This window comes from Bordetella flabilis, from assembly GCF_001676725.1.
GTDB lineage: Bacteria > Pseudomonadota > Gammaproteobacteria > Burkholderiales > Burkholderiaceae_B > Bordetella_C > Bordetella_C flabilis.
In genome coordinates, this window is sequence record NZ_CP016172.1 from 1,050,891 (window position 1) to 1,074,816 (window position 23,926).

22 protein-coding genes and 1 pseudogene are annotated in these 23,926 nt (G+C 66.8%); 13 read left to right on the forward strand and 10 right to left on the reverse strand.

Features of this window, described 5'->3' with window-relative positions; all coding sequences use genetic code 11:
• Positions 1 to 63: 63 nt before the first annotated feature.
• The 3 genes from BAU07_RS04645 to BAU07_RS04655 all read left to right on the forward strand — a co-directional run bounded on the left by BAU07_RS04645 (position 64) and on the right by BAU07_RS04655 (position 3,337).
• Complete coding sequence (locus BAU07_RS04645; RefSeq protein ID WP_066654533.1) at positions 64 to 1,353, forward strand: hydroxymethylglutaryl-CoA reductase, degradative; 1,290 nt, start codon at positions 64 to 66, stop codon at positions 1,351 to 1,353.
• A 104-nt stretch (positions 1,354 to 1,457) separates the two neighbouring features.
• Positions 1,458 to 1,952, forward strand: a complete 495-nt coding sequence (locus BAU07_RS04650) for a hypothetical protein (protein WP_066654535.1) — start codon at positions 1,458 to 1,460, stop codon at positions 1,950 to 1,952.
• Positions 1,949 to 3,337: a tripartite tricarboxylate transporter permease gene (locus tag BAU07_RS04655; RefSeq protein WP_066654536.1), complete on the forward strand. Its 1,389-nt coding sequence runs from the start codon at positions 1,949 to 1,951 to the stop codon at positions 3,335 to 3,337. Before BAU07_RS04650 ends, BAU07_RS04655 begins: the two co-directional genes overlap by 4 nt.
• A gap of 18 nt (positions 3,338 to 3,355) precedes the next feature.
• Here the strand turns inward: BAU07_RS04655 and BAU07_RS04660 are convergent, their stop codons facing one another.
• The 6 genes from BAU07_RS04660 to BAU07_RS04685 all read right to left on the reverse strand — a co-directional run bounded on the left by BAU07_RS04660 (position 3,356) and on the right by BAU07_RS04685 (position 9,408).
• Positions 3,356 to 3,823, reverse strand: a complete 468-nt coding sequence (locus BAU07_RS04660) for a DoxX family protein (protein ID WP_066654538.1) — start codon at positions 3,821 to 3,823, stop codon at positions 3,356 to 3,358.
• A gap of 10 nt (positions 3,824 to 3,833) precedes the next feature.
• On the reverse strand, positions 3,834 to 5,765 hold the full coding sequence (locus BAU07_RS04665; protein WP_198168917.1) for an amidohydrolase: 1,932 nt from the start codon (positions 5,763 to 5,765) through the stop codon (positions 3,834 to 3,836).
• Positions 5,766 to 5,846: 81 nt separating this feature from the next.
• A complete protein-coding gene (locus tag BAU07_RS04670) occupies positions 5,847 to 6,107 on the reverse strand; it encodes a XapX domain-containing protein (RefSeq protein ID WP_066664840.1) in 261 nt (86 codons plus the stop codon).
• Positions 6,108 to 6,202: 95 nt separating this feature from the next.
• Positions 6,203 to 6,907, reverse strand: coding sequence for a pirin family protein (locus BAU07_RS04675; RefSeq protein ID WP_066654542.1), 705 nt, complete (start codon positions 6,905 to 6,907; stop codon positions 6,203 to 6,205).
• An 87-nt stretch (positions 6,908 to 6,994) separates the two neighbouring features.
• On the reverse strand, positions 6,995 to 8,587 hold the full coding sequence (locus tag BAU07_RS04680) for an MFS transporter (protein WP_066654544.1): 1,593 nt from the start codon (positions 8,585 to 8,587) through the stop codon (positions 6,995 to 6,997).
• Positions 8,588 to 8,718: 131 nt separating this feature from the next.
• On the reverse strand, positions 8,719 to 9,408 hold the full coding sequence (locus tag BAU07_RS04685; protein WP_066654546.1) for a hydrolase: 690 nt from the start codon (positions 9,406 to 9,408) through the stop codon (positions 8,719 to 8,721).
• Positions 9,409 to 9,727: 319 nt separating this feature from the next.
• Between BAU07_RS04685 and BAU07_RS04690 the strand changes: the two genes are divergently transcribed.
• Entirely contained in the window at positions 9,728 to 10,651 is a 924-nt protein-coding gene (locus tag BAU07_RS04690; protein WP_066654548.1) for a LysR family transcriptional regulator, read from the forward strand.
• Positions 10,652 to 11,807: 1,156 nt separating this feature from the next.
• Here the strand turns inward: BAU07_RS04690 and BAU07_RS04695 are convergent.
• Positions 11,808 to 12,578, reverse strand: coding sequence for an SDR family NAD(P)-dependent oxidoreductase (locus tag BAU07_RS04695; RefSeq protein WP_066654550.1), 771 nt, complete (start codon positions 12,576 to 12,578; stop codon positions 11,808 to 11,810).
• 188 nt (positions 12,579 to 12,766) lie between these two features.
• Positions 12,767 to 13,615 (reverse strand): IclR family transcriptional regulator, encoded by an 849-nt coding sequence (locus BAU07_RS04700; protein ID WP_066654552.1) that lies wholly within the window; start codon positions 13,613 to 13,615, stop codon positions 12,767 to 12,769.
• An 87-nt stretch (positions 13,616 to 13,702) separates the two neighbouring features.
• Between BAU07_RS04700 and BAU07_RS04705 the strand changes: the two genes are divergently transcribed.
• The 7 genes from BAU07_RS04705 (at position 13,703) to BAU07_RS04735 (ending at position 20,172) form a co-directional block, all read left to right on the forward strand.
• Entirely contained in the window at positions 13,703 to 14,701 is a 999-nt protein-coding gene (locus tag BAU07_RS04705; protein WP_066654553.1) for a C4-dicarboxylate TRAP transporter substrate-binding protein, read from the forward strand.
• Between the two features lie 34 nt (positions 14,702 to 14,735).
• Positions 14,736 to 15,236, forward strand: a complete 501-nt coding sequence (locus BAU07_RS04710; RefSeq protein ID WP_084025340.1) for a TRAP transporter small permease — start codon at positions 14,736 to 14,738, stop codon at positions 15,234 to 15,236.
• Complete coding sequence (locus BAU07_RS04715) at positions 15,230 to 16,516, forward strand: TRAP transporter large permease (protein ID WP_066654554.1); 1,287 nt, start codon at positions 15,230 to 15,232, stop codon at positions 16,514 to 16,516. The genes BAU07_RS04710 and BAU07_RS04715 overlap by 7 nt, the downstream gene beginning before the upstream one ends.
• A gap of 122 nt (positions 16,517 to 16,638) precedes the next feature.
• Positions 16,639 to 17,310 (forward strand): aspartate/glutamate racemase family protein, encoded by a 672-nt coding sequence (locus tag BAU07_RS04720; protein ID WP_066654555.1) that lies wholly within the window; start codon positions 16,639 to 16,641, stop codon positions 17,308 to 17,310.
• A 138-nt stretch (positions 17,311 to 17,448) separates the two neighbouring features.
• The gene (locus tag BAU07_RS04725) at positions 17,449 to 18,426 is read left to right on the forward strand and encodes a Bug family tripartite tricarboxylate transporter substrate binding protein (RefSeq protein ID WP_066654556.1); all 978 of its coding nucleotides are present in this window, start codon (positions 17,449 to 17,451) and stop codon (positions 18,424 to 18,426) included.
• 93 nt (positions 18,427 to 18,519) lie between these two features.
• A complete protein-coding gene (locus BAU07_RS04730; protein WP_084025341.1) occupies positions 18,520 to 19,572 on the forward strand; it encodes an SDR family NAD(P)-dependent oxidoreductase in 1,053 nt (350 codons plus the stop codon).
• Between the two features lie 63 nt (positions 19,573 to 19,635).
• Positions 19,636 to 20,172, forward strand: coding sequence for a DUF4142 domain-containing protein (locus tag BAU07_RS04735; RefSeq protein ID WP_066654558.1), 537 nt, complete (start codon positions 19,636 to 19,638; stop codon positions 20,170 to 20,172).
• Positions 20,173 to 20,285: 113 nt separating this feature from the next.
• On the opposite strand, the pseudogene BAU07_RS04740 reads toward BAU07_RS04735, so the two are convergent.
• A pseudogene (locus BAU07_RS04740) lies at positions 20,286 to 21,340 on the reverse strand (permease).
• 82 nt (positions 21,341 to 21,422) lie between these two features.
• On the opposite strand from BAU07_RS04740, the gene BAU07_RS04745 reads away from it, so the two are divergent.
• Positions 21,423 to 21,824 (forward strand): hypothetical protein, encoded by a 402-nt coding sequence (locus BAU07_RS04745; protein WP_066654560.1) that lies wholly within the window; start codon positions 21,423 to 21,425, stop codon positions 21,822 to 21,824.
• A gap of 126 nt (positions 21,825 to 21,950) precedes the next feature.
• Complete coding sequence (locus BAU07_RS04750) at positions 21,951 to 23,198, forward strand: hypothetical protein (RefSeq protein WP_066654562.1); 1,248 nt, start codon at positions 21,951 to 21,953, stop codon at positions 23,196 to 23,198.
• Here the strand turns inward: BAU07_RS04750 and BAU07_RS04755 are convergent.
• Positions 23,151 to 23,819: a YrbL family protein gene (locus BAU07_RS04755; protein WP_084025343.1), complete on the reverse strand. Its 669-nt coding sequence runs from the start codon at positions 23,817 to 23,819 to the stop codon at positions 23,151 to 23,153. The two genes, BAU07_RS04750 and BAU07_RS04755, sit on opposite strands and share 48 nt — an antisense overlap.
• Between the last annotated feature and the right edge of the window lie 107 nt (positions 23,820 to 23,926).

The following is a 23,926-nucleotide window of genomic DNA, read 5'->3' on the forward strand; positions in this document are numbered from 1 at the left end:
TACCTGTCAAAGGCGGTACAGTTTACCTAGGATCGACCCGTTGATTCCAATACGGAGCTTTGCATCGTGGTCGATTCGCGCCTGTCCAACTTCCGCGCCCTGTCCCCTTCCGAACGACTGCAGGCCATCGTCCGCGCCGTTGGCCTGAGCGAGGAAGAAAGGCTTGCCCTGGCTCGCCCCGGCGCGCTGGCCCTGGATCGCGCCGACGGCATGATCGAGAACGTCATCGGCACCTTCGAATTGCCCATGGGCGTGGCCGCCAATTTCCAGGTGAACGGCCGCGACGTCCTGGTGCCCATGGCCGTCGAAGAGCCCTCCGTCGTTGCCGCCGCCTCCTATATGGCGAAGCTGGCGCGCGCATGCGGCGGCTTCGAGACTTCCAGCACCGCGCCTGTCATGCGCGCGCAGATACAGATCCTGGGCCTGACCGATCCCCAGGGCGCGCGGCTGGCCCTGCTGCGGGAGAAGGATCGCATCCTGGCGCTGGCCAATAGCCGGGACAAGGTGCTGGTCGAACTGGGGGGCGGCTGCCGCGACATCGAGGTCCATATATTCGCGGATACGCCGCGCGGCGCGATGGCGGTGGTGCACCTGATCGTCGACGTGCGCGACGCCATGGGGGCCAATACCGTCAACACCATGGCCGAGGCCGTCGCCCCGCTGGTGGAAGAAATCAGCGGCGGCTCGGTGCGGCTGCGCATCCTGTCCAATCTGGCGGACCTGCGCCTCGCACGCGCCCGCGTCCGGCTGACGCCCGCCGTGCTCGCCACCCGCGAACGCAGCGGCGAGGAGATCATCGAAGGCATCCTCGATGCCTGGGCGTTCGCCGCGGTCGATCCTTATCGCGCCGCCACGCACAACAAGGGAATCATGAACGGCATTGACCCGGTCGTCGTCGCCACCGGCAACGACTGGCGCGCGATCGAAGCGGGCGCCCATGCCTATGCCGCGCGCACGGGACGCTATACCTCGCTGACCGCCTGGGAGAAGGATGCATCGGGCGCCTTGGTGGGGTCCATCGAAATGCCCATGGCGATGGGGCTGGTGGGGGGCGCCACCAAGACCCATCCCCTGGCGCGGGTGGCCTTGAAAATCCTCGGCGTGCGCTCGGCGCAGGAACTGGCGGAAATCGCCGTCGCCGTCGGCCTGGCGCAGAACCTGGGCGCCTTGCGCGCCCTGGCGACGGAAGGCATACAGCGCGGCCACATGGCGCTGCATGCGCGCAATATCGCGCTGACCGCGGGCGCGACGGGCAAGGAAGTGGACACCGTCGCACGGCGCATGGCCGAGGAAAAAGACGTGCGCACGGACCGCGCCATCGCCTTGTTGAAGGCGCTGCGGGAGCAGGCGTAGCATCGGCGGCCCGGCCCGCCATCACCCGAGACGACAGCAGAAGAACGACGGCCGGTGCGTGGTTCGTTTCCATAACCGGCCGCAACCAGAGGGAGGAGACCATCATGAACACAGACCCCCGCCCATACGGGCGCCGCGCCGCGCCGGACCGCGAACCCGCATGGCGGCTCGCGGAGGTGTGGAGCGACACCGTCGACCTGCGCCACCTGGCCTGGTCCATCGTCATAGGCGTCATCGTCAGCGTCGCGGCCTTCGTCGCGGCAGGCCGCTGGCTGCGCGGCCTGGCCTCGTCCACGGAACTCGCCCATGCCTATGCCATGCTGGCGGGCCTGGCGGGCAGCGTGATCGCGGGCGTGGTCTGTGCGCGCCTGTTCCCGCCCAAGCGCGAAGTCGTCGAGGACACCTCGCTCGCCGACCCCGCCTGGCGTGAAGAAGTGCTGGCCGAGCTGGCCAACGAACCCGGCGGGCTCGGCACCCTGGCCGACTTGCCGCCCGCCGCCTTGCAGGAACTGCGCGAGCTGGGCCTGGAGGAACTGTTCGCGGGCCAGCCCGAGGCGCGCGGCACGCGCCTGGTGCAGGCCAAGGAGGCGCTGGCATGAGCGATCCCGTGTTGTTGAACCAGATCCTGGCCGCGGCCGCGATGGGCCTGGTCGGTGCGGTGGTCTTCGCCGCCATCGGCCTCATTTCGGGCACCGATGAAACCACCACCATTGCGCCCCTGACGCTGCTCGTGGCCCTGCTGGGCGTCCCGCCCGCCGGCGTCTTCACCTTCTTCCTGGCGGGCGCGGTGGCCAAGCATATGACCCATGCCGTGCCGACGGCGCTGCTGGGCATTCCCGGCGACACCATGGCGACGCCGCTGCTGCAGGACGCCAACATGCTGCGCAAGCTCGGCGTGCCCCATATCGCCCTGCGCAAGATGATCTCCGGTGCCATCATCGCCGCCTTCGTCGCCGTCCCGCTGGCGGTGCTGTTCGCCGTGCTGCTGGCGCCCTTCGGTCCGGCCATCACGCGATCGGCGCCGTGGATATTCCTGGCGGCCGCGGTGCTGATCGCCTATTTCTCCGCCGGGCGCTGGGCTTCGGTGGCGCTGCTGGTTCCTTTCGTGGTGGTGATCATCGCGCTGCAGAGCCTGACCGCCCGCTACGGCGTCAAGCTCAGCATCAGCTATTTCCTGGGCATCGCCATCGGCCCGCTGATCGCCGACCTCTTCGCCGTCATGTCGCCGCAGGGCCGCAAGCGGATGGCGCGCGAGAAGGTGCATACGCTTTCGCTGGCGCCCGACGTGAAGGGATGGTCCGGCTACTTCCCCAACCCCTTCAAGGTCCTGGACCGCGCACAGACGCGCTGGACGCTGGCCACGGCGGCCATCTCCAGCGCGACCTTCGTGTTCAGCCCGGTCGCGATGACGGTAGTCATGGGCGAAATGGTCGGCGCGCGCGTCCGCCATGCCTATCACCGCCTCACGACGGTGCTGAGCGCCCGCAACGGCGTCACGGAAGCCACCTATATCGCCGAAGCCCTGATCCCCCTGATCGCCTTCGGCCTGCCCCTGAGTCCGGTCGCCGCCGGGCCGGCCGCGCCGCTGTTCAATGCGCCGCCGCGCTTCACGGTGGACAGCGCGACCGGCCAAACGCACAACCTGCACAACCTGATGAACCACTGGGAATTCCTGGGCTACGGCATGCTGGCGGTGGTCATCGCCTCCCTGGTCTCCTATCCCTTCGCCATGAACTATGCGCGCCGCGCGGCCCTGTTCGTGTCGCGCAAGGTCAGCCATGAGGCCATCATCGCCACCTTCGTCGGGCTGATCGTGGTGATCAGCGTGTGGGAAGGACAGCTGCTGGGCCTGCTCGTCATCCTGACGATGGGGCTGCTGGGCGGCCTGTTGTCGCGGGCCTTCGCGTTCAATACGGGCGTGCAGTTCATGGGCTACTACACGGCTGTGCTGACGGTGCCGGCGCTGGTCAAGCTGATCGCATAGGCATGGCCATGCACGGGCTCAACGCGAGGGGGATGGCTTGGCAGGGGGCCGGCCGGAACCCTGCAGGTCCATCCACGCAACCAGGAGCAGTCCGCCCGCCAGGCCGACATGTTCGAAGAAGGCGTTGGCGGCCATGAACCGTTCCTGGCCGGCCGGCATGTCCCAGAAGCGCAGCGCGATGCCGGTGGCCGCGAGCGTGAAAGCGGCCAGCGCCAGCGCGCCCAGCCAACGCAGGCGGCCGGCCAGGATCATCGCCGACGCGACCAGTTCCAGCGTGATCACCAGTACGGCGTATAGCGGCGCGGGGGACAGGCCGAAATGCGCCATCTCGCGCAACGCGCCAGGAAAGTCGGTGAGCTTGACCAGTCCGCCCTGGAGATAGGCGGCGCACAGGCCCAGACAGGCAAGCCGGCGCAGTACGGAAGAACCGAACACCGGGCGGGCGAGGTCGGCCAGCCGGCATTCCCATTGGTAGGGCGCGCTCAAGCCGGTCTCCTCAGACAGCCCAGCACGAGCAGCCCAGGGCGCCGAAAAAGCCCTGCAGGTCCGAACTCGGCGCGCGCGACGCCCAGGCACGGGCGTGGTCATGCCCGTGCAGGCCGCAGGCGCTGGCGCATCCGCAGGCGGCCAGCTTGCGGTAGCCCAGGGAATTGCGGCCGGCGCCGTCCGGATCGCCCCAGGCGGCGTAGCCGCCGAACAGCCGCGTGGGCGACCAATCGGGCATGGCGGGCGGCAAGGAGTTGTCGTCGAGTGCTCCGAACGCGCCGGCGCCGTAGACCACGCGCCCGCCGACCACGGTCAGGTCGGAGGTCAGGAAGGAGATATCGTCCTCGGCGCAGTTGAAGTAGTCCTTGCTGGGCACGATGAAGTCGGCGAGCTGGCCGGGCTCGATGCGGCCGCGCCTGCCTTCCTCGTTGGAGAACCAGGCCACATTCTCGGTCCACATGCGCAGGGCCGTCTCGCGGTCCAGGCAGTTGCGCGCGGGATAGAGGCGCGTGCCGCCCACCGTCCTGCCGGTGATCATCCAGGCCAGCGATACCCAGGGGTTATAGGACGCGACACGGGTGGCGTCGGTGCCCGCCGATACCTTCACCCCGCGCTCCAGTATCTTGGCGATGGGCGGCGTGGCCTCGGCGGCCGCCGCGCCATAGCGCTCGATGAAGTACTCGCCCTGATAGGCCATGCGGTGCTGTACCGCGATGCCGCCGCCCAGGGCGGCGATGCGGTCGATCGATTTGTCCGAGATGGTCTCCGCATGGTCGAAGAACCAGTTCAGGCCGGTCAATGGCGTGTCGCGATGCACTTTCTCGAACACATCCAGGGCCCGTGCGATCGTTTCGTCATAGGTGGCATGCAATCGCCAAGGCCACTTGTTCTGCGCCAGGACACGCACCACCTCTTCCAGCTCGCCTTCCATTTCGGTGGGCATGTCCGGCCGCTCCACCCGGAAGTCCTCGAAATCGGCCGCCGAGAACACCAGCATCTCCCCGGCGCCGTTGTGGCGGAAGTAGTCGGTGCCTTGCTTGTACTTCACGCTGGACGTCCATTTGAGGAAGTCTTCCTTCTCCTGTTTGGGCTTCTGCGTGAAGAGGTTATAGGCCAGCCGCACCGTCATCCGGCCTTCATCGGCCAGCTTCTGGATGACGGCGTAGTCGTCCGGATAGTTCTGGAAACCGCCGCCGGCGTCGATCACGCCGGTCACGCCCAGGCGGTTCAGTTCGCGCATGAAATGGCGCGTGGAGTTGACCTGATAGTCGAAGGGCAGCTTCGGCCCCTTGGCCAGCGTGGCGTAAAGGATGGTGGCGTTGGGCCTGGCAAGCAGCAGCCCGGTGGGATTGCCGTGCGCGTCGCGGATGATCTCTCCACCAGGCGGGTTGGGCGTCGTCTTCGTATAGCCGACCGCCCGCAGCGCCGCGGCGTTGAGGAGAGCGCGGTCGTACAGGTGCAGCAGGAATACCGGCGTATCGGGCGCAATGGCGTTGATTTCTTCTATCGTGGGCAGGCGCTTCTCCGCGAACTGGTGCTCGGTAAAGCCGCCGACCACGCGCACCCATTGCGGCGCGGGCGTAATGGCGACCTGCCGCTTCAGCATGGCCATGGCGTCGGCCAGCGAGCGCACGCCGTCCCAGCGCAGCTCCATGTTGTAGTTCAGGCCGCCACGCACCACGTGGGTGTGGTTGTCGAACAGGCCGGGCAGCACCCCGCGGCGCTGCAGGTCGACGACGCGGGTGCCGGGGCCCGCCAGCGCCATGATCCCGGCGTCGTCGCCCACCGCCACGAACTTTCCATCCTTGATGGCCACCGCGCTGGCCAGTGGATTGGAACGGTCCAGCGTGGTGATCCTGCCGTTGTGAAAAATGATATCTGGCACAGTGTTGGACACAGCGGATTCTCCTTGAGGACGGGCGGCGGCACCTGCTCCCAACATGGTGTTGAGCGCCAATGCGGAAGCGGCGCCGATAAGATGGCGGCGAGTGGGCATGTGATCTCTCCCTGGGCGTATGGGGGGTTAGCCTTGGTCCTTGTTTCCCGGCTGCCTGCCAGGCAATTGCCCGAACACATGGCTCACCGTCTTTTCCTTGTCGCAGGCGGCGAAAAACGCGGTTCCGCCGAGCATCTGCCTGGCCACCGGAACGATCTGCTCGCCCACCAGGATGCCCAGAAGGCCTATCAGCGCCACCAGCGGCGGAGCGGGCGACCGCACCTGCAGAAGGCTATAGACGACGCCGACCAGCAGTCCGGCGCCCAGGGAAAGCAAGTAGATCTTCATGGTCAGCAGCCTTGTTTCATGGTGGGTCGATTCATATTCAGTGCCCGGCGACGCGGGGCCAAGGTGGGCGCGCAGGACGGCGCCCTGGGTGTCGTTCAACCGTGCGTATCGGCCAGCAGCGCCTCGGCGTCGTCCAGGGCCACGATGCGCACATCCACTTCGTCCCGGATGGCGACGCCGTCTCCCTGGTCGATCTCCACATCGTTGACGATGAGCCTTCCCTTGGACGCCACGAGGTAACCCCGGCGCCTGCCGCTTGCGAAGCGATAGGTGGCGGCTTCCCCGGCCTTGAGCGCAACGGCGAGCAGCCGCGTGTCGCTGCGGATAGGCAGCGCGTCTTCGTCCCCCTCGATCCCGCTGGCCAGCGTGACGAAGCGGCCCTTGCATGCATCGCGCGGAAACGACTTCCTGCCCCAGCTCGGCGGAAATCCACGGCGGTCCGGCTCGATCCAGATCTCGAAGACACGGGCGGGGCCTTCTTCCATATTGAATTCGGCATGCGTCAATCCGCTGCCGGCGCTCATGACCTGCACATCGCCGACCGTGGTGCGTCCACGGTTTCCCATGTCGTCCTCATGGGTCAGCACGCCGCTCCGGACACAGGTGATGATCTCCATATCCGTATGCAGGCGGGGAGGAAAGCCAGCGCCCGGCGCAATGGTTTCGTCATTCCATGCGCGCAGCGCGCCCCAGCGCATGCGTTCGGGATCCTGGTACCCGGCGAACGAAAAGTGATGTTTCGCGTCGAGCCAGCCTTGGCGGGCCCGGCCCAGGGTTGCAAAGGGACGGCGCTCGATCATGGGGAACCTCGTCACAACGCGATCAGGTGAGATGGATCGGGTGTATGAAGCCAGCGGCGGGTCTTCGATGATGCGGCTCACGCTGCGTCATCGCGTCAATGCCAGGAAATGGTGCACCTCCGGCTTGCCGGGGCCGACGTGCAGGCGCAGCGCCTCGGCCTGGATATCGGCATCGGCGTGGGATACCCGGTGGTGTTGGCGCAGATGCTCGGCCCAGGATTCCACGAAGAACCACTCGACCACGCGTTCCGCATCGCCCGTATGCTCGACCACGCCCCAGGCGTATGCGCCATCGCGCAGCCGCTCCTCGGACAGGCGCCTCATCGCATCGAGAAATGCGGGGCGATCCTGCTGCCGGATGCGGTACTCCACCTGGACCAGGACCGGCCCGCGATCGCCGCTGACCGGTTCGGCCACCAGGGGCTCCGGCCAATGATGCGAAGCCTGCAGGTCTGCCTCGCCCACCGGAAGGCGGGCTCGATGGAACAGCAGCGAGACCACGACCAGGCCGACGGCGCTTGCGACCAGCGCGTAGGGCACGCCGATTTCCCGCGCGATCAGGCCCCAGCCCAGGCTGCCGGCCGCCATCGCGCCGTTGAACACCATCAGGTACACCGCCAGGCCACGCCCACGCACCCAGTTGGGCAGTATGGCCTGGGCCACGCTGTTGAAGGTCGTGAGCGCCGCGATCCACCCCATGCCCAGGAATACGAGCATCAGGACCGCCAGCCATTTCGGCGGCGCGAATACCAGGACCGCCATGACGGCGGCGCTGGTCATCGAAGCCAGCAGTACCAGGCCGTTCGAATCGAGCCGCTTGCCCAGTCGCGGAATGATCAGCGCGCCGGCGATCGCGCCTGCGCCCACGGCGCCCAGAAGCACGCCGTAGAAGCCCGAGGATCCTCCCAGCATCTGGCGCGCGACCAGCGGCAGCAACGCCCAGACTGCGCTGGCGAACAGGAAGAACACCGCCGCGCGCAGCAGCACGCGGTGCAGTTCCTTGCTGGCCCGGGTATAGCGCAACCCCGCGCGGAAGGCGCCGAAGAAGTTCTCGGACAGCGGACTGCGGACGGCGCTGGGGCGCTTCCACCACAACAGCGCACCGATGACGGCCACATAGCTCAGCACATCCATGCCATACGTGACCGCCGCGCCGAAGCTGGCCAGGATCAGCCCGCCCGCCGCGGGGCCTATGGCGCGTGCAATATTGATCCCCAGCGAGTTAAGCGCGACGGCGCTCTTGATATCCTCTCGCTGCACCAGCTCGGGCACGATGGACTGCCAGGTCGGCCCCATCAATGCCGCGCCGATGCCGCCGACAAAGGTCAGCGCGATCAGGTATTCGACCGTCAATGCGCCGAAGTGCGACAGCAGCAGCAGGGAGCCGCTTACGGCGGCGAGCAGAAGCTGGACGAATATCAGAAAGCGGCGACGATCCAGGATGTCCGAAAGGACACCCGCCGGGATCGCGAGCAGGAAGATCGGCAATGTCGCGGCGGTCTGGATCAGCGCCACGGCGGTCGGACTGGCCGATAGATCCGTCACCAGCCAGGAGCTGGCCACATCGCGCATGAAACTGCCCACATTGCCCAATACCGTCGCCGCCCAAAGCACGGCGAATACGGATTGACGCAACGGCGCGAAACTTCCCCGCGCGGAATTCGTTGTCTTGTCCTGCACGGGATTCTCCTGAGGCGCGCCGGCGCGGCGCAAGGTATGCGCCGCGCTCCCCGCCGTGTTCGATGGAAAATCTGCCGGAGTTTCCAGTCGAATCAGCGTAGCGCTCGACGTGGCGGACTCCGGTCCTGGACTTACTTCACCTTCGCGGGGTTGGGGCCGATGCGTTCGCCATGCTGCACGCGCTCGGTCAGCTTGTGGACGTGGGTCACGGCGTAGTCGATCCCCATGCCGTAGGCGCCGGAGTGCTCCTTGACGATGGCGGTGACGGCATCGTAGGTTTCCGTGCGAGCCCAGTCGCGCTGCCATTCCAGCAGCACTTGCTGCCACGTTACCGGCACGGCGCCTGCCTGCACCATGCGGTCCATGGCGTACTTGTGCGCATCCAGCGAGGTCCCGCCGGAGGCGTCGGCCACCATGTAGATCTCATAGCCACCTTCCAGCATGGCGCACAGGGCGAAGGTGGTATTGCAGACTTCCGTCCACAGGCCCGCGACAACAATCTTCTTGCGGCCGTTGGCGGCCAGCGAGTCGCGCACGTTCTGGTCGTCCCACGAGTTCATCGAGGTGCGTTCCAGGATTTTGTTCTCGGGGAACACCGCCAGCAGTTCGGGAAACGTGTTGCCGGAGAAGCTGTCGGTCTCCACCGTGGTGATGGTGGTCGGAACATTGAAGACGCGAGCGGCCTTGGCCAACCCCACCACATTGTTCTTCAGCGTCTGGCGATCGATGGACTGCACGCCGAACGCCATCTGGGGCTGCTGGTCGATGAAGATGATCTGGCTGTTCTGCGGGGTCAGGACTTCGAGGTATTTGCTGGACATGGCTGATCTCGCTTTCAAGGAAGTAATCGGCGGTTGCGGCTGAAGTGGGATTCGGTATGCTCCGCGAGCCGGGCCGGCTTGCATCGGCTACCGCGTGCAAGAGAAGGGCCGCTCGAACCTTCCGCACACGCTGCATCTGGTTCGGATGTTAGAGACCGGCAGTTCGCTTGAGAACCAGCTGAAAAGAATTGCATCCTTTCCATTTCTTATATGGTTGGAATGAATGCGGACAGACCGTGGAGATTGCTATGGCCAACGGCGATCTTGTCCCTCCTATAGCCAGTCGCTATCATCGCCACGGTCTCGTTGGAGAAATGAAATGAAAGCGTTGCCGGATCTGGAAGGCTGGGCGATCTTCGCCAAGGTCGCCGAAACAGGCTCGTTCGCCAAGGCGGCGGCCGGGTTTTCTCTGTCCCAGGCCACGGTGTCCAAGGCCATTACGCGCCTGGAAACCCGCATGAAGGCCACGTTGTTCCATCGGACTTCACGCAGCATGTCGCTGACCGAAGCCGGCTACGCGGCGCTGGAACGCGCCGCCCGCATTCTCGAAGAAGGCGAAGCCGTCGAAGCCGAGATCACCGAGAAATCGAACAGCCTGCACGGAAGAATCAGGCTCGCGGCGCCCATGTCGTTCGGCCTCTCCCACCTGGCGCCCATGCTGCCGGACTTCATGCGAGCGCATCCCGATGTCGGCCTGGAGGTCGACTTCAACGACAAGCAGGTGGACCTGGTGTCGGAGCGTTTCGATCTCGCCTTGCGTATCGCGAATCTGGTCGATTCGACGCTCCTGGCCCGCCGCCTGTGCTCAGTTCGCATCCTGCTGGTCGGTGCGCCCGCGTATTTCGAGCGGGCGGGGCGGCCCAGGCATCCACGGGATCTGGCGCAGCACACCGCCCTGCAATACATGTATGCGCGCAATGGATCGAGCTGGCGCTTCCGGCACGACAAACAGGGCGAGTTTTCCCAGACCTTGCCGGTGAACCTGAACGTGAACAACGCCGAAGCCCTGACGCCGGCGCTGCGGGCGGGCCTGGGGCTGGCGCTGCAGCCGGAATTCCTGGCCTGGGAGGACCTGCAATCCGGCGCGCTGGAGATCGTCATGGAGGACTGGCAGGTCGATCCGATTGCCCTGCACATCGTGACGCCGCCGGGACGCAGGCGGCCCGCGCGGGTGCAGGCGCTCATCGAATACCTCGCCGACCGCCTGACCGCCGAACCATGGGCGGGGGATGTGGCGGGTTAGATCTGGGTGTTTTTTTTTGGGGGTATTAGGGGGAGTTTGTGTTCTGGGCCGTCCGGCGAGGGGGGCGCCTGCCGGGGCCGTCACGGTCGGGCGCTGCGGCGCCCGGGCGCCGCAGACCACTTCGCTCGCTTCGTCCGGCGGCCGATCGGTGGCGGGTTTCTTCTTGATGGGTTGCCGGCACGCCTTCCTTCAGCATCCGCTCGTTCGCCCTCTACGTGCCGTCCCCGACAGGCGCCCCCCTCGCCGGACTCCGGCGTCTTGAATCCACGGTTGCCGCGACCGGTTGTGTTTTTGCCGCTTCGATCTAGCGCGGTGGGGGGTGGAAGAGTTTGCAATGCCCGTGCCCGCACGGCCCCCAGCGGGCCGCGCGGGCGCTTACGCGGTGTGGGCTTGCGACGGGTGCTGGATCGTAGGAGCGATTGCGGCGGGATGGTGGGAGGGTGCTTGCTGCTTCGCTCGGTGGTGCGGGCTGCTGGAAGATTTTGCATGGCCCGCAAATCGCGGCCCGCGGGGTCCGCGGTTTGCTTACGCGTTTGTGTCGCATGACGTAGCGGCTGGACTACGGTACCCGTGTTGCATGACCGTACCCGCCGCATTATCGGCGTCGGCTACGTGACCGTGTCCGTCGCATTATCGATGTCGGTCGCATGACTATGTGCGGCGCGTCACCAGCGTCCGTCGCATGGCCGTGTCCGTCCCATTATCAGTCGCCGCCGCATGACATACCCGCTCCATTCTCACTTGACATCGCATGACCGGCAACCGCCGAATGGCACGGCGTGTATGCCGGAATGCGGCCCCCGCGGGCCGCATTTCGGCGGGCGCGCTCATCTCTTCCACCACACCCGGCTGCGCAACGCAGCGGCAAGAACCCGGAAAGTCGCAGCGGCCGTGGATGGAAGATGCCAGAGTCCGGCGGGGCAGTCGCCTGCCCGGGACGGCCCGTAGAGGGCGAGCGAGCGGATGCTGAAGGAAGGCGTGCCGGCAACTCATCAAGAAGATACCCACCAGTGAACGGCCGCCGGACGAAGCGAGCGAAGTGATCTGCGGCGCCCGCGCGCCGCAGCGCCCGACCGGGACGGCCCGGGCAGGCGACTGCCCCGCCGGACGTCGCAAGAACCCCACCGACCGCCAACCAAAAGCTAGCACCCAAATATCACATCCCCATCGACAGGAAGCCGCCATCCACCGGCACGGTTATGCCGGTCACATAGCTCGCGGCGCGGGACGACAGGAATACGGCCGCGCCGGAGAGCTCGTCGACATCGCCGAAGCGTCCCATCGGCACGCGCGCCAAGGCGCGGGCCTGGCGTTCCTCCGTCATCGCCCCGCGATTCAGGTCCGTGATGAAGAAGCCCGGCGCGATGGCATTGACCCGGACCCCGCGCGGCGCCCATTCGGCCGCGAGCGATTCCGTCAGCGCCCGCACGCCATGCTTGCTGATGCAGTACAGGCCGTTGCGTGGGAAGCCCCGGAAAGATGCCATCGACGCAATGTTGATGATGCTGCCGTCACCCCGCGCCTGCATCGCCGCGCCGAAGCGCGTGCAGGCGAACCAGACGCTCTTGACGTTGGTGTCCATGATGCGGTCGTAATCGCCGGGAGTGAAGTCCTCGGCATTGTTCAGGGACATCACGCCCTGGGCGTTCACCAGGATGTCCGGCACGCCGCTGGTGTCGCGCACCGAGTCCACCAGCCGCTCCAGCGCCTCCATGTCGCGCGCATCGATCTCGAAGGCGCTCGAGCGCTGGCCCGCCGCGCGGATCAGGTCGCCGGTTTCCTCCAGCTTGTCTGCGCGGCGGCCGGCGACGTCCACGCCGGCGCCGGCGCGCGCCAGCCCCAGCGCGATCGCGCGCCCTATGCCGCTGCCGCCGCCTATCACCAGCGCCTGGCGCCCGTTCAGCGAAAACATTGCCTCGTTCGTCATGGTCTACCTCTTTTGGGTGGATGGACTGCGCACGGCTTCTCGCCGCCGGACTGCGCGGCGTACACGCATGCCTCGCCGTGCGTCGTTGTATCGGCCCGCGTCACGTCATTCCAGCCGTGGCCGCCGGACAGCACCGGTCAGCGCGTTCGCGTTTTGCCGTTGCCGGTCCGCCGGCAGACCGGCGTGCTTCATCGGCTCCCCGGAGCGTCCGCCACATGGCCCAGCCGCTCGGATAATTGGCGGCTGCAGCGTTCCAGCGGCGCCCGGACCGCCTGCAGTTTCTGGTGTGTCATCCGGTGGCGGGGCCCGACCACGCACATCGACCCGATCACCTCGCCCGTGTAGCAGAACACCGGCATGGCGATGCAGCGCAGTCCCTCGTGCTGCTCGGCGTCGTCGATGGCGTAGCCCGCCGTGCGGATGCGCCGCAATTCGGTCTCGAACGCTTCCGGCGTGGTGATCGTCTTCGGCGTGTGGGCCACCATGGTCGTGCGCGCCAGCGCGGCCTGCACCTCGGCGTGCGGCAACCACCCGGCGATGGCCTTGCCCACGGCGGTGCAGTAGATGGAACGCTCCGCGCCCACGCTCTGCACAACGCGCAGCGGCCCATCCGTCTCGCGCTTGGCCGCAATCGTCACGGTACCGTTTACCCAGGCCGCCACGCTGCTGCCTTCGTCCGTGGCGGCGGTCAGCATTTCCAGTATGGGCTGGGCCAGCTCGCCCAGTTGCTCCACGCTCCATTTGCGCCCCGTCATCTGGTGCAGCTTGGGTGTCAGCGCATAGCCGCGCGTCACCTCGTCCTGCCGCAGATAGCCCAGCGCCACCAGCGTCTGCATCAGGTGGTGCGCCGTGCTGCGGTGCAGGCCCAGGCGGCGGGCGGTATCGGCCAGCGTCACGGGCCCTGTGGCGCCTGCCACGGCCTCCAGCGCCGCCAGGCCGCGTTCCAGCGATCGATGGGTGCTGGCGGCGCGCGGGGACGCCGCCGGCGGCGTGCCGGCGGGTGGAGGCTTGCGGCGTGTGGACGGGGGTTGTTTCATACTATCGAACAATGTTCAGATGGGCGTTTCAGCACATAGAATGGTATCACCATAGATCGCCAGCAGGCGGCCACGAGGAGACGAACCATGACCATCACATGCAAGCGCATGGGGCCGTTGGCGGCCCTGCTGGGACTGTTGGCTGTACTCGGCGGCACGCCGGCCCAGGCGCAGAAGACCTACACCCTGAAGTTCAATCACGTACTGGGACCCAAGGAACCCTTCCATGAAGGTTTCCTGGCCTGGGCCAAGGCGGTGGAAGCCCGCACCAACGGCGGCCTGAAGATCCAGGTTTTCCACAGCGCGCAACTGGGCGTCGAGGAAGACGTCATCGAGCAGATGCGGCAAGGCGCAGGCGTCGGCCAGAACACCGACTCGGCCCGCCTGGGCAATTACGTGCCCGGCATGGCGGTGATGAACGGGCCGTATTTCGTGGAGACCCTGGACGAGGTCGCCAAGCTGCGCACCTCGCCCACCATCGCCAAATGGCAGGATGAACTGGCGGCCAAGCATGGCCTGAAGGTCGTGTGCTTCAACTGGGTGCAGGGTTATCGCAACTTCTTCACCAACAAGGCGGTGCGCACACCGGCCGACCTGCAGGGCCTGCGCATACGCACACCGCCCGCGCCGATCTGGCAGGAGTCGATACGCGCGCTGGGCGCGTCCCCCGTGGCGCTCGCTTTTGGCGAGATGTACCCGGCCCTGCAGCAACGCGCGATCGACGGCGTGGAACTGGTCTACAACAATATTCCGGGCGGCCGCTTCTACGAAGTGCTGAAGTTTGCCAACGAGACCCGGCACATCATGCTGCTGAACTTCGAGGTGGTCAGCGCCAGGTTCTTCGACAGCCTACCGCCCGACTACCAGAAAGCGCTGGTCGAGGAGTGCAACAACGTGGGCGCGCAGACCTCGACGCGCGTGCTGAAGCTGGAAGACGAGGTGCGTGAACAACTGCGCAAGCGCGGCATGACCATCGTGCAGGATGTGGACATCGCGGCCTTCCGCAAGGCCGGCGAGCAGGCGTACCAGAAACTGGACCTGATGGACGCGCGCCGTGCGGTGTACGCCGACATCGGCAAACAGTAGGCCTGCCGGCGGGCTGGCGGGCGAGGGGGCGGGAATGACGGGCTTTCTGATTGGCTTGCGCAGGGTAGAGGCCGTGGTGGCGGCGACCTTCCTGGTGCTGATGGTCGTGCTGATCTTCCTGGGCGGGGTGGCGCGCCTGATGCACTACCCGCTGAACTGGACCACCGACGTGGCGACCTGCCTGTTCGCCTGGGCCTGCTTCCTGTGCGCCGATATAGCGTGGCGCAACGACAGCCTGATGTCCATCGACCTGCTGGTCAAGGCCTTGCCGGCGCGCTGGCGCGCTGCCTGCATGGCCTTCAATTACCTGGTTATCGTGGTCTTCCTGCTGTATGTGGCGGTGATGGGCACGTGGCTGGCCTGGATCAGCCGCGCGCGCAGCTTCCAGGGCATTCCGGAGGTCAGCTACTCCTGGGTCACCCTGAGCATGCCGGTCGGTGCCGTGCTGCTGCTGATCACCACCTGGCAGAAAGTGCGCGCCGCGCGCATGCGGGGCGAACCCATGCATCTTGACGGGGAGAAGACGGCATGCTGATCGTGGCCGGCGCTTTCGTGGTGCTGTTGCTGACCGGTATGCCGGTGGCTTTCGCCATCGGCATCGCGGGCGCCTTGTTCTTCGTGCAGAACCCCGACCTGCCCGCCACCATTCCCATCCAGTTGACGGTGTCGCAGACGCAGAACTTCGCGCTGCTGGCCGTGCCGCTGTTCATCATGGCCGGCAACTTCATGAACAAGTCCGGCATCACGCACCAGTTGCTTTCGCTGGCCGCCGTGTTGACGGGCCGCCTGCGAGGCGGTCTGGCGCAGGTATCGCTTGTGCTCTCCGGCCTGATGGGCGGGGTCTCGGGATCGTGCATCGCCGACGCCGCCATGCAAGCCCGTATGCTGGGGCCCGAAATGATGTCGCGCGGCTTTTCCAAGGGCTATGCCGCCGGCGTCTTCTCTTTCGGATCCTTGCTGACGCCCATCATCCCGCCGGGCATCGGCATGATTCTCTACGGCACGGTCGGCCAGGTATCCATCGGCCGCCTGTTCGCCGCGGGTTTCGTGCCGGCCTTTCTTCTGTGGGCCGTCCTGGCGTTCGCCATTTCCGTCACGGCCCGGCGCCGCGGTTACCAAGCCGAACGCACCGAACGCGCATCGGTGCGCGAGATGGCCGGCGCGGCGCGCGCCGGCATCTGGGCGCTGCTGTTCCCCATCTTCCTGCTGCTGGGGCTGCGGGCCGGCGTCTTCACGCCATCGGAAATCGGCGCTTTCGCGGTGGTCTACGCGGTCTTCGTGGGCTGGTTCGCCTATCGCCAACTGGGCCGCGCAGCCTTTCGGGAAGCGCTGGAGGGCAGCCTCAGCGACGTCGGCGCCGTGATGTTCCTGCTGGCCCTATCCGGCATCTTCAGCTACGGCATCGTCTTCGAGCAGGTGCCGGACACCATATCCGGCGCCATCCTGGATATGACGCACAACGCCCACCTGGTGCTGTTGCTGATCGTGCTGTTCACGCTGGTGGCCGGCTGCTTCATCGACGGGGCGGTGCTGATCATCATGCTGACGCCGATCTTCCTGCCCCTGGTCAGCGAGCTGGGCGTGGACCCGGTGCATTTCGGCATTGTGTTCATCGTGGCCGCCACCATCGGCAACTTCACGCCGCCGGTGGGGGCAGCCATGTATGCGGTGTGCTCCGTGCTGCGCTGTCCCATAGGCGTCTATACCCGGGAGTCCTGGCCTTTCCTCGTGGCCGTGTGCCTGGTCGCGGTCGCGCTGATTTTCATCCCCGGGCTGGTGCTGTGGGTGCCCAACCTGTTGTTCGGGATGGACTGAACGGGTATCCGCCATACCAGTATCCCTGCTGGCCTTGCTGGGCCGCGGGGCTGGCTCACAATGGCGTCGCCCGGCGTCCATGGCACGCCGTGGCTTCCATCCACTGCGCCAGGACAACCCACATGCGACTCTCCTTCCTGCACACGATAGATATCAACCCCGGCATTTTCGAGCAGGCCGCGCTGGACCGGGGCCTGCGCCGCGACGACCTGCGCCACGAAATCCGCGCGGACCTGCGTCTGCGGGCCGAGCAGGGTGGTCGGGACGCGGAGGCGGCGCAGGCCGAGGTGGCGGACTGCGTGCGACGCCTGGCGGCGGATGCCGACGCGGTCGTGGTGACCTGCGCCACACTGGGGCCGCTGGTCGACGGGATGGAGTCGGCGGCCGTTCCCGTCCTGCGCGCGGATACGGCGCTGGCGCGCGCGGCCGTGCGGCAGGGGCGGCGGGTGACGGTGTTATGCGCCGCGCCTTCGGCAATGGAGGCGAACCGCCGCTTGTTCGAGGGCTACGCGGCGGTCGCAGGCGCCGAGGCGAAGGTGGCGCTGCTCCCCGAGGCCTGGGATCTGTTCCGCCAGGGTGATATGCCGCGCTGCCTGGAAGGCATTGCCCGGGCGGCGGAGCAGGCGTACCGGGAGGGCGCCGACGTGGTGGCGTTCGCCCATCCGTGGATGGCGCCGGCGGCTACGCGGGTCGCGCAGGGGCCGGCTCCGCTGCATGGCGCTGGCGCGGTGCTCGACACGCTCGCCGAATGGGCCGGGCAGGGCAGGCTGCCTTCGCGACACCGCGCGCCTTGATCCTTGATATCGGCGGGGGATGGCCCTAGTATCGCGGGACACACCCCGACGGGCCGCGATGCCGCCTGGCGCAGCGTGACGGCGCAAGCCACACGGCGCGATGCATCCACGGCCCGCATCCCTACGGAGACTATCCCGATGAAACGCGATGCCTTGCTGGCCGGCGTACTGGCTTGCGGCCTGATGGCCCTGGGTTCCGACATGGCACGTGCCCAGGCCGTACCGGTCTTTCCCAAGATGATGACCCTGGTGGTGCCATTCCCGCCCGGCGGCAGCAACGACGTCTTCGCGCGCGTACTGGCGGAGCAGCTGTCGGCGCGCCTGCACAATTCTGTGGTGGTCGAGAACCGCCCCGGCGCGGGGGGCGCCATCGGGGCGGACTATGTCGCGCGCGCCGCACGCGACGGTTCGGTGCTCATGCTGACTTCGTCCACCTTCACCACCAATGCGGCGGTGCAGCCCAAGCTGCAGTACGACGTGGTCAAGAGCTTCAGCCCCATCGCCTTGCTCGCTTCCAGCCCCATGGCGGTGACCGTGGGCAAGGCATCGAAGTACGACAGCCTGCGCACGCTGCTGGACGAGGCGCGCAAGCAGCCGGGCAAGTTGACCTACGGCAGTGCCGGCGTGGGGTCGGTGAACCAGATGGCCAGCGAGATACTGGCCGGCACCGCCAAGGTGTCGTTCACCCATGTCCCGTACAAGGGGATGTCGCCCGCCATGAACGACCTGTCCGGCGAACGCCTGGACATGATCGTCGCCAGCTTCGCGTCGATTTCCTCCATGCTGAAGAGCGATCGCGTCCGTGTGCTGGCCGTTACCTCTGCCGGGCGCTCGCCCTTCTACCCGGACGTACCCGCCGTTGATGAGGTCGTGCCGGGCTACGCGGTCGAGCTCTGGTGGGGCGTGCTGGGTCCCGCCGGCATGCCGCAGGACATGGTCCGCAAGCTCAACTCGGAGATCCGCGCCATCGTGGCCGAGCCGAAGATGCGCGACATGTTCGCGCAGGAAAGCGCCGTCGCGGCGGATATGACCGTCGAGCAGGTCGCGGAACTGGTCAAGCGCGACGCAGCCACCTGGAAGCAGGTCGCGCGCGAACGCAACATCTCCGTGGAGTAGCGCGCCACCCCGCGTGCCGTCGGGCGTCGCGGTCCCGGCATGACGATTGCCCCTCCGGGCCACCGCACTGACCGGCGGGAAGAAGGGGGATACATGCATCCGATCATCCAGTCGGCCTGGAAAAGGCCCGCCGCCGCGCGGCCGGGTGTGCGCGCAGTGTGGACGGCCGGGGCGGCGCGGGCGTGGCTGCTCGCGGCGCTGGCCGTGTTCATCCTGGGCGGTTGCGCCATCTCGCCCCGCATCGGGCCGGGCGACCGTGAACACATCGCCGGCAAGACCTTCGTGGTGACGGGCGCGTCCAGCGGCTTCGGCCGCGGCGTGGCGCTGGAACTGGCCGCCCGGGGCGCCAACGTGGTGCTCGCGGCCCGCCGCGTGGAAGTCCTGGACGAGGTCGCGGCGCAGGTGCGGCAGCGCGGCGGCGTGCCCCTGGTGGTGCGCACGGACGTCGGCGAAGCGCGCGATGTGCTCGCCCTGGCCGATGCGACGGTGGCGCGCTTCGGCCGTATCGATGTGTGGATCAATAATGCCGGCGTGGCGGCGCTGGGGCGCTTCGAGGATATCCCGCTTGAGGACCACGCCCGCTTGATACAGACCAACGTCATGGGCGTGATCCATGGCAGTTATGTCGCCATGCGGCGCTTTCGCGCGCAGGGCAGCGGCACGCTGGTCAATGTCGCCTCCATGGAGAGCGTCGTGCCGCTGGCGTATCACGCTTCGTATTCCGCCAGCAAGGCGGCGGTATGGAGCCTGGGCCGCGCGCTCAACGAAGAGATCCGGCTCAGCGGGCAACGCGATATCCATGTCGCCAGCGTGCTGCCCTGGGCCGCCGACACGCCGGTGCTGCAGCATGCCGCGAACTACACCGGGCGCGAGCCGAGGCTGGTCGCCATGGACGACCCGCAGATCGTGGTCGACGCCATTGTGTGGATCGCCGTGCATCCCCAGGAGGACCTGCCCGTGGGGTGGAAGGCGCGCGGCGTGTATGTCATGCACCGGTGGCTGCCGGATACCACGGAAGAAATCGCGGCCGATATGGAGCACAAGGCCCAAATGGAAGATGTGCCGGCCGCGCCCGCCACCTCCGGCGCGCTGCATCGTGCCCTGCAGCAGGGCAGGGGAGTGGAAGGCGAAAGTCCGCGCCCATGAGGCGGCGCCGGGCACGGCCCATGCTGAACCGCTGCTCCACGACTTTTCACCCCAGGAGCCACCATGAAACTGTACCGTGCCGCTTTATTGGTCTCGTTCGCCTCCCTGCTTGGCATCGCCGGATGCGCCATGCATCGGGATGGATCATCCGACATGCTGTCCATGCAGGACCGCACCTTCCTCGAAAACGCCGCGCAAGGCAGCTTTGCGGAGATACAGGGCAGCCAGATGGCCCTGGACAAGAGCACGAACGCCGATGTGCGGGCTTTCGCCACGGCCATGGTCAAGGACCATACCGCCGCGAACCAGAAGTTGACGGCGCTGGCCGCCCGCAAGGGTTACAACCCGCCCACCGGGCCGTCCGTGATCCAGGCCACCGAACTGAAGGCGCTGGGTCTGCTGTCGGGCAACGCCTTCGACAAGACCTATATCGACCGCATCGGCGTGGCCGCGCATGAAGCGACCATCCAGCAGTTCGAGACGGCCGCCTCGGGCGCCGATGACCCGGACGTCCGCTCTTTCGCGCGCGGCCTGCTGCCGTCGCTGCGCCACCACCTGCAGATGGCGCAGGCGATCAACGAGAAGCAGAAGTCGCAGTAATCCCTGCATATACGCCGCCAGTGCGGCGCCGCGGACGGCCTTGCCCCGAGCGTGCGATGGGGGCGCCGTCCGGCCCCCCGGTCCGATGGCCATCCCGACGCCACGGGGCGGCGTCAGTATCCCAGGGCGATCGCCAGCCCAGCGGCCACCACGCCGATTCCCACCACCCCGGCGAAGACGACCGCCAGTTCCACGGGCCGGAACGATTTCGCCAGCATCGCCAGGGAGGGCAGGCTGATGGGCGGCAGCGTCATCAGCAAGGCGGCGGCGGGGCCCGCGGCCATGCCCAGCGACAACATGGCCTGGACGATGGGCACCTCGCCCGCCGTCGGGATCACGAATAGCGCGCCGGCGACGGCCAGCCCTGCGATCCACAGCAGGTGGTTGTCCACGTCCGGACCCACATGCGGAAACATCCAGGCGCGCGCGGCGCCCAGCAGCAGGACCAGCACGATGTACTCGGGCACAAGGCGCAGCGTCATGCGGCCGAGAATGGCGAGCCAGCGTGCGAAGGCATTGCCGGCCTGGTCGTCGGCCGCTACGCCGGCCGGCAGGGCGGGGACCTGCGCCAGGTCCACCATGCGGTTGCCTTTCGCGCTCATGCGGTTCAGCAGGTAGCCCAGCCCGAACACCATGGGAATGCCCAGCGCCAGGCGCAGCGCGGACCAATGCCAACCCAGCACAAAGCCCATGAAGACCAGCGTGGCGGGATTCAGCACGGAATTGCCCAGCCAGAAAGCCACGGCGCTGCCGGGCGCCGCCTGGCATTTGCGCAGCCCGGCAACGACGGGGGCCGCGCAGCAGGTGCACATCATGCCGGGCAGGGCCATCAGGCCGCCGGCCACCACGCTGCCCAATCCCGTCCCGCCGAGCGCGCCGGCGATCCATCGCCGCGGCAGCAGGGCCTGCACGGCCGATCCCAGCAGCAAGCCCAGCACCATGGCCTGCCAGATCGCCTTGCCATACGCCCACGCGTAGTCGATCGCCGCAGCCCACGATGCCGCCGGGTACCCATCAGTATCGACGGCCCGATGGCGTGATTGCTGGCCGCGACCCATGCCCGGTTGTAGTAGGGCAGCCACTTCACATAGAACAGGCCGGCAACGGCAATCAGCAGGAAGACCGCGATTCCCAGGACGGGGCTGGCGGAACGTCGTGCGTCGAGCATGGATTTCATGGCGGAATCAATCATCAGGATGTGACCGGCGGATCGCCGGCCGGGCGACATTTTAATTATCATTGTCGTCGCCATGAATCTGCCTTTCCCCATCCGCGAAGAATGTCCTCCGGGCGCCTGCGTCTGTGATCGCGATCGCCTGCTGTCCGAACCGGGCGGCGATATCCGCGTCCTGCGCCTGACCAAGCTGGAAGAAAAGCGCCTGATCACGCGTATCGAGGCCATCGCCAGCTATGCGGAATTGCAGCATGTCGGGGAACGCATCCATGTGCAGCTGGGCGTGCGCCTGCATATCGAACCCAGCCCCAATGAAGTGCGCACCGTGCGCGGCTTCAACATCCGTCTGGAAGAATGCCCCGGCCTGTGCCGGCTCACGCGCAAAAGCATCCCGGCCGCCGTACGGCGGTGCCTGGACGCGCATCCGGACATTGCCTACGAATTGCTGAACGCGCACGACCTGCTGCGCGACGCCTGAGCGCCCGCGGGGGGATACAGCGCGCGACGACGTGCCCGCGTCCACGATGCGTTTGATGTGGATGCGTTTGATGTAAGCTGCACACCGCGCCGCCCCGGCGCGCAAGCAAGGCCGATATCCGGAACCATGGAATCCAGCAGCTGTACGCAGGTACTCGAAACACTGATCGCACTGGGCGAGACCGGCCGGATTCCCTGGGTAATGCTGCGGCCGCGTACCGTCGATCCGAGCGACGCGTTCGAGGGCGATTTCGATTTCATGGTCGACGGCCGACGCTTCGATGAGGTGCTGCGCACCGTTTTTTCCGTATGCCAGGCAGGTGGCGTCAGCTTCGTGCTGCGGCAGCTCTCGGCATTCAAGCGGCAGATCGAACTGTTGGACGAGCGCGCGCGCTGCGTGACCATCGAGTTGTGGACGCATGCCGAGTTCCGCACGCGCGACCGTCGTGGCCACCTGACGCGGGCGGCGGTGAACTACGAGGCATACGAGAAGCTGGATATCGAGGCGCGTGGCGCGCTGCTCGCGGCGCTGTTCCTGCTGCACCTGCATCACAAGGACAAGGACCTGGACGCGCCGCTGGTCAGGCAGCGGATCCAGTACTTCGCGCGGCTGGCCGGCGGCGAGCCGGCGCTACGCCAGGCGCTGGACGACTTGCAGGCCGGCACCCGCGATACGGGCCGGGCGCGGCAAGCCGCGCTGGATTTCCTGCGCCGGCGGGGCATTCCCATCGACAGCCCCTGGCGCATCCTGGCGCAGCGCACGCGCTGGGCAGTGGGCGCCGCTGTGCATTGGCCGTCGTGGCGGACCACCGCCGTGGTGGGGCCGGACGGCAGCGGCAAAAGCGCCTTGATCGAAGATATCAGGCACAGTCCGCTGGGCAAGGTCTTCCGCTTCCAGCGGTTCAAGCGCTTCTTTCGCCGGCCGTTGTTCTACCTGGCGCAGCGCGAGCCGCGCAACGTGCGCGACGAGAAAATGCTGTGGCTGATCCTGCCCGTGGCATGGGTGTATTTTTCGCTGTCGCGCCTGTTCACCGGCTGGCGCCGTCCGCTGGTGCTGGATCGCTATTTCTATGACTACTTCGTGCGCAACGTGCGCAGCGACACGCTGCCGTTCCGGCGTATCGCCGCATACGGACTGTGCAGCGCCCTGACGCCGCGTCCGCAACGCCTGATCGTCGCGTCCTGTCCGGCCGATGTCATCCACCAGCGCAAGCTGGAGATGACGCAGCCCGCCATCCTCGCCATGTACGACATGTACCTGGACCAGGTGCACCGCGGCCGGTTGCCGCTGACCTTGTTCTGCTACACCGGCGCCAGCCCGGCGCTGTCACGCCGTCACGTAGCTGCCTTTCTGGGGCTCCCAGATACGGCTTGAGTGGTCGCGCAGCAGGTGCAGGGTCTTGTTGCGGAAGTACAGGGCCTTCTGGCGCGCGGCCCAGCGCTCCAGGAAGCCGAACGTACATCGCGCCCAGTATTTCAGGTCGAAGTGGCGCGTGCCCAGTCCGTCGATGAACACCAGATAGGGCCTGCCCTCCGGCGAGTTGCGCACGAGGAAATTGCTGACGCCGTAGTCCGCCAGCATGACGCCGTTGGCAATCAGCCAGTCGAAGGCCTCGTAGACCAGGCCCACCGCTTCCATTTCGGTAATCATGCCGCTGCGCAAGGCTGCCGGCAGCGTGGGACAGGGCGTGCCGTCCGGTTGCTGGACCAGGTCCACCACCAGGCCGCGGCCATGGTTGGTCCGTACCCACCCGTGCACGCGCGGCAAATGCGGTCCGGCCACGGCATGGTGTGCAAGGTGGCTGCTGTAGTGGAAGTCGATTTCGTTCTGTGCGCGTTCCTGCTCGGGTTTCGGAACCTTGATGCAGAGCGCTGCGTTCAGCGGATGACGCCAGCATTCCCTATCGTGGCCCGCGCCGATCTTTTCGGACAGTACCAACGTGACGTCACGCACGCACGACGGGTCCGTCGGAGGTTTCAGGGGTGAAGTGCTCATAGGATGTTGTCATTTGTTTGACATCATTTTGATGTCCTTTCAATGCAAATGACAACCACGTATCCGTGTGCCGTGGCATCGGGGCAACGGCTGGCCGCCGTGTGCCT

What these genes read in the sequence shown, in the direction of transcription:
- BAU07_RS04695 (WP_066654550.1), bottom strand. Translation starts at nt 12,578, where the DNA reads ATGACGAACGAGGCAATGTTTTCGCTGAACGGGCGCCAGGCGCTGGTG.
- BAU07_RS04655 (WP_066654536.1), top strand. Translation starts at nt 1,949, where the DNA reads ATGAGCGATCCCGTGTTGTTGAACCAGATCCTGGCCGCGGCCGCGATG.
- BAU07_RS04705 (WP_066654553.1), top strand. Translation starts at nt 13,703, where the DNA reads ATGACCATCACATGCAAGCGCATGGGGCCGTTGGCGGCCCTGCTGGGA.
- BAU07_RS04745 (WP_066654560.1), top strand. Translation starts at nt 21,423, where the DNA reads ATGAATCTGCCTTTCCCCATCCGCGAAGAATGTCCTCCGGGCGCCTGC.
- BAU07_RS04725 (WP_066654556.1), top strand. Translation starts at nt 17,449, where the DNA reads ATGAAACGCGATGCCTTGCTGGCCGGCGTACTGGCTTGCGGCCTGATG.
- BAU07_RS04755 (WP_084025343.1), bottom strand. Translation starts at nt 23,819, where the DNA reads ATGAGCACTTCACCCCTGAAACCTCCGACGGACCCGTCGTGCGTGCGT.
- BAU07_RS04685 (WP_066654546.1), bottom strand. Translation starts at nt 9,408, where the DNA reads ATGTCCAGCAAATACCTCGAAGTCCTGACCCCGCAGAACAGCCAGATC.
- BAU07_RS04715 (WP_066654554.1), top strand. Translation starts at nt 15,230, where the DNA reads ATGCTGATCGTGGCCGGCGCTTTCGTGGTGCTGTTGCTGACCGGTATG.
- BAU07_RS04730 (WP_084025341.1), top strand. Translation starts at nt 18,520, where the DNA reads ATGCATCCGATCATCCAGTCGGCCTGGAAAAGGCCCGCCGCCGCGCGG.
- BAU07_RS04675 (WP_066654542.1), bottom strand. Translation starts at nt 6,907, where the DNA reads ATGATCGAGCGCCGTCCCTTTGCAACCCTGGGCCGGGCCCGCCAAGGC.
- BAU07_RS04735 (WP_066654558.1), top strand. Translation starts at nt 19,636, where the DNA reads ATGAAACTGTACCGTGCCGCTTTATTGGTCTCGTTCGCCTCCCTGCTT.
- BAU07_RS04670 (WP_066664840.1), bottom strand. Translation starts at nt 6,107, where the DNA reads ATGAAGATCTACTTGCTTTCCCTGGGCGCCGGACTGCTGGTCGGCGTC.
- BAU07_RS04650 (WP_066654535.1), top strand. Translation starts at nt 1,458, where the DNA reads ATGAACACAGACCCCCGCCCATACGGGCGCCGCGCCGCGCCGGACCGC.
- BAU07_RS04720 (WP_066654555.1), top strand. Translation starts at nt 16,639, where the DNA reads ATGCGACTCTCCTTCCTGCACACGATAGATATCAACCCCGGCATTTTC.
- BAU07_RS04665 (WP_198168917.1), bottom strand. Translation starts at nt 5,765, where the DNA reads ATGTTGGGAGCAGGTGCCGCCGCCCGTCCTCAAGGAGAATCCGCTGTG.
- BAU07_RS04700 (WP_066654552.1), bottom strand. Translation starts at nt 13,615, where the DNA reads ATGAAACAACCCCCGTCCACACGCCGCAAGCCTCCACCCGCCGGCACG.
- BAU07_RS04690 (WP_066654548.1), top strand. Translation starts at nt 9,728, where the DNA reads ATGAAAGCGTTGCCGGATCTGGAAGGCTGGGCGATCTTCGCCAAGGTC.
- BAU07_RS04750 (WP_066654562.1), top strand. Translation starts at nt 21,951, where the DNA reads ATGGAATCCAGCAGCTGTACGCAGGTACTCGAAACACTGATCGCACTG.
- BAU07_RS04710 (WP_084025340.1), top strand. Translation starts at nt 14,736, where the DNA reads ATGACGGGCTTTCTGATTGGCTTGCGCAGGGTAGAGGCCGTGGTGGCG.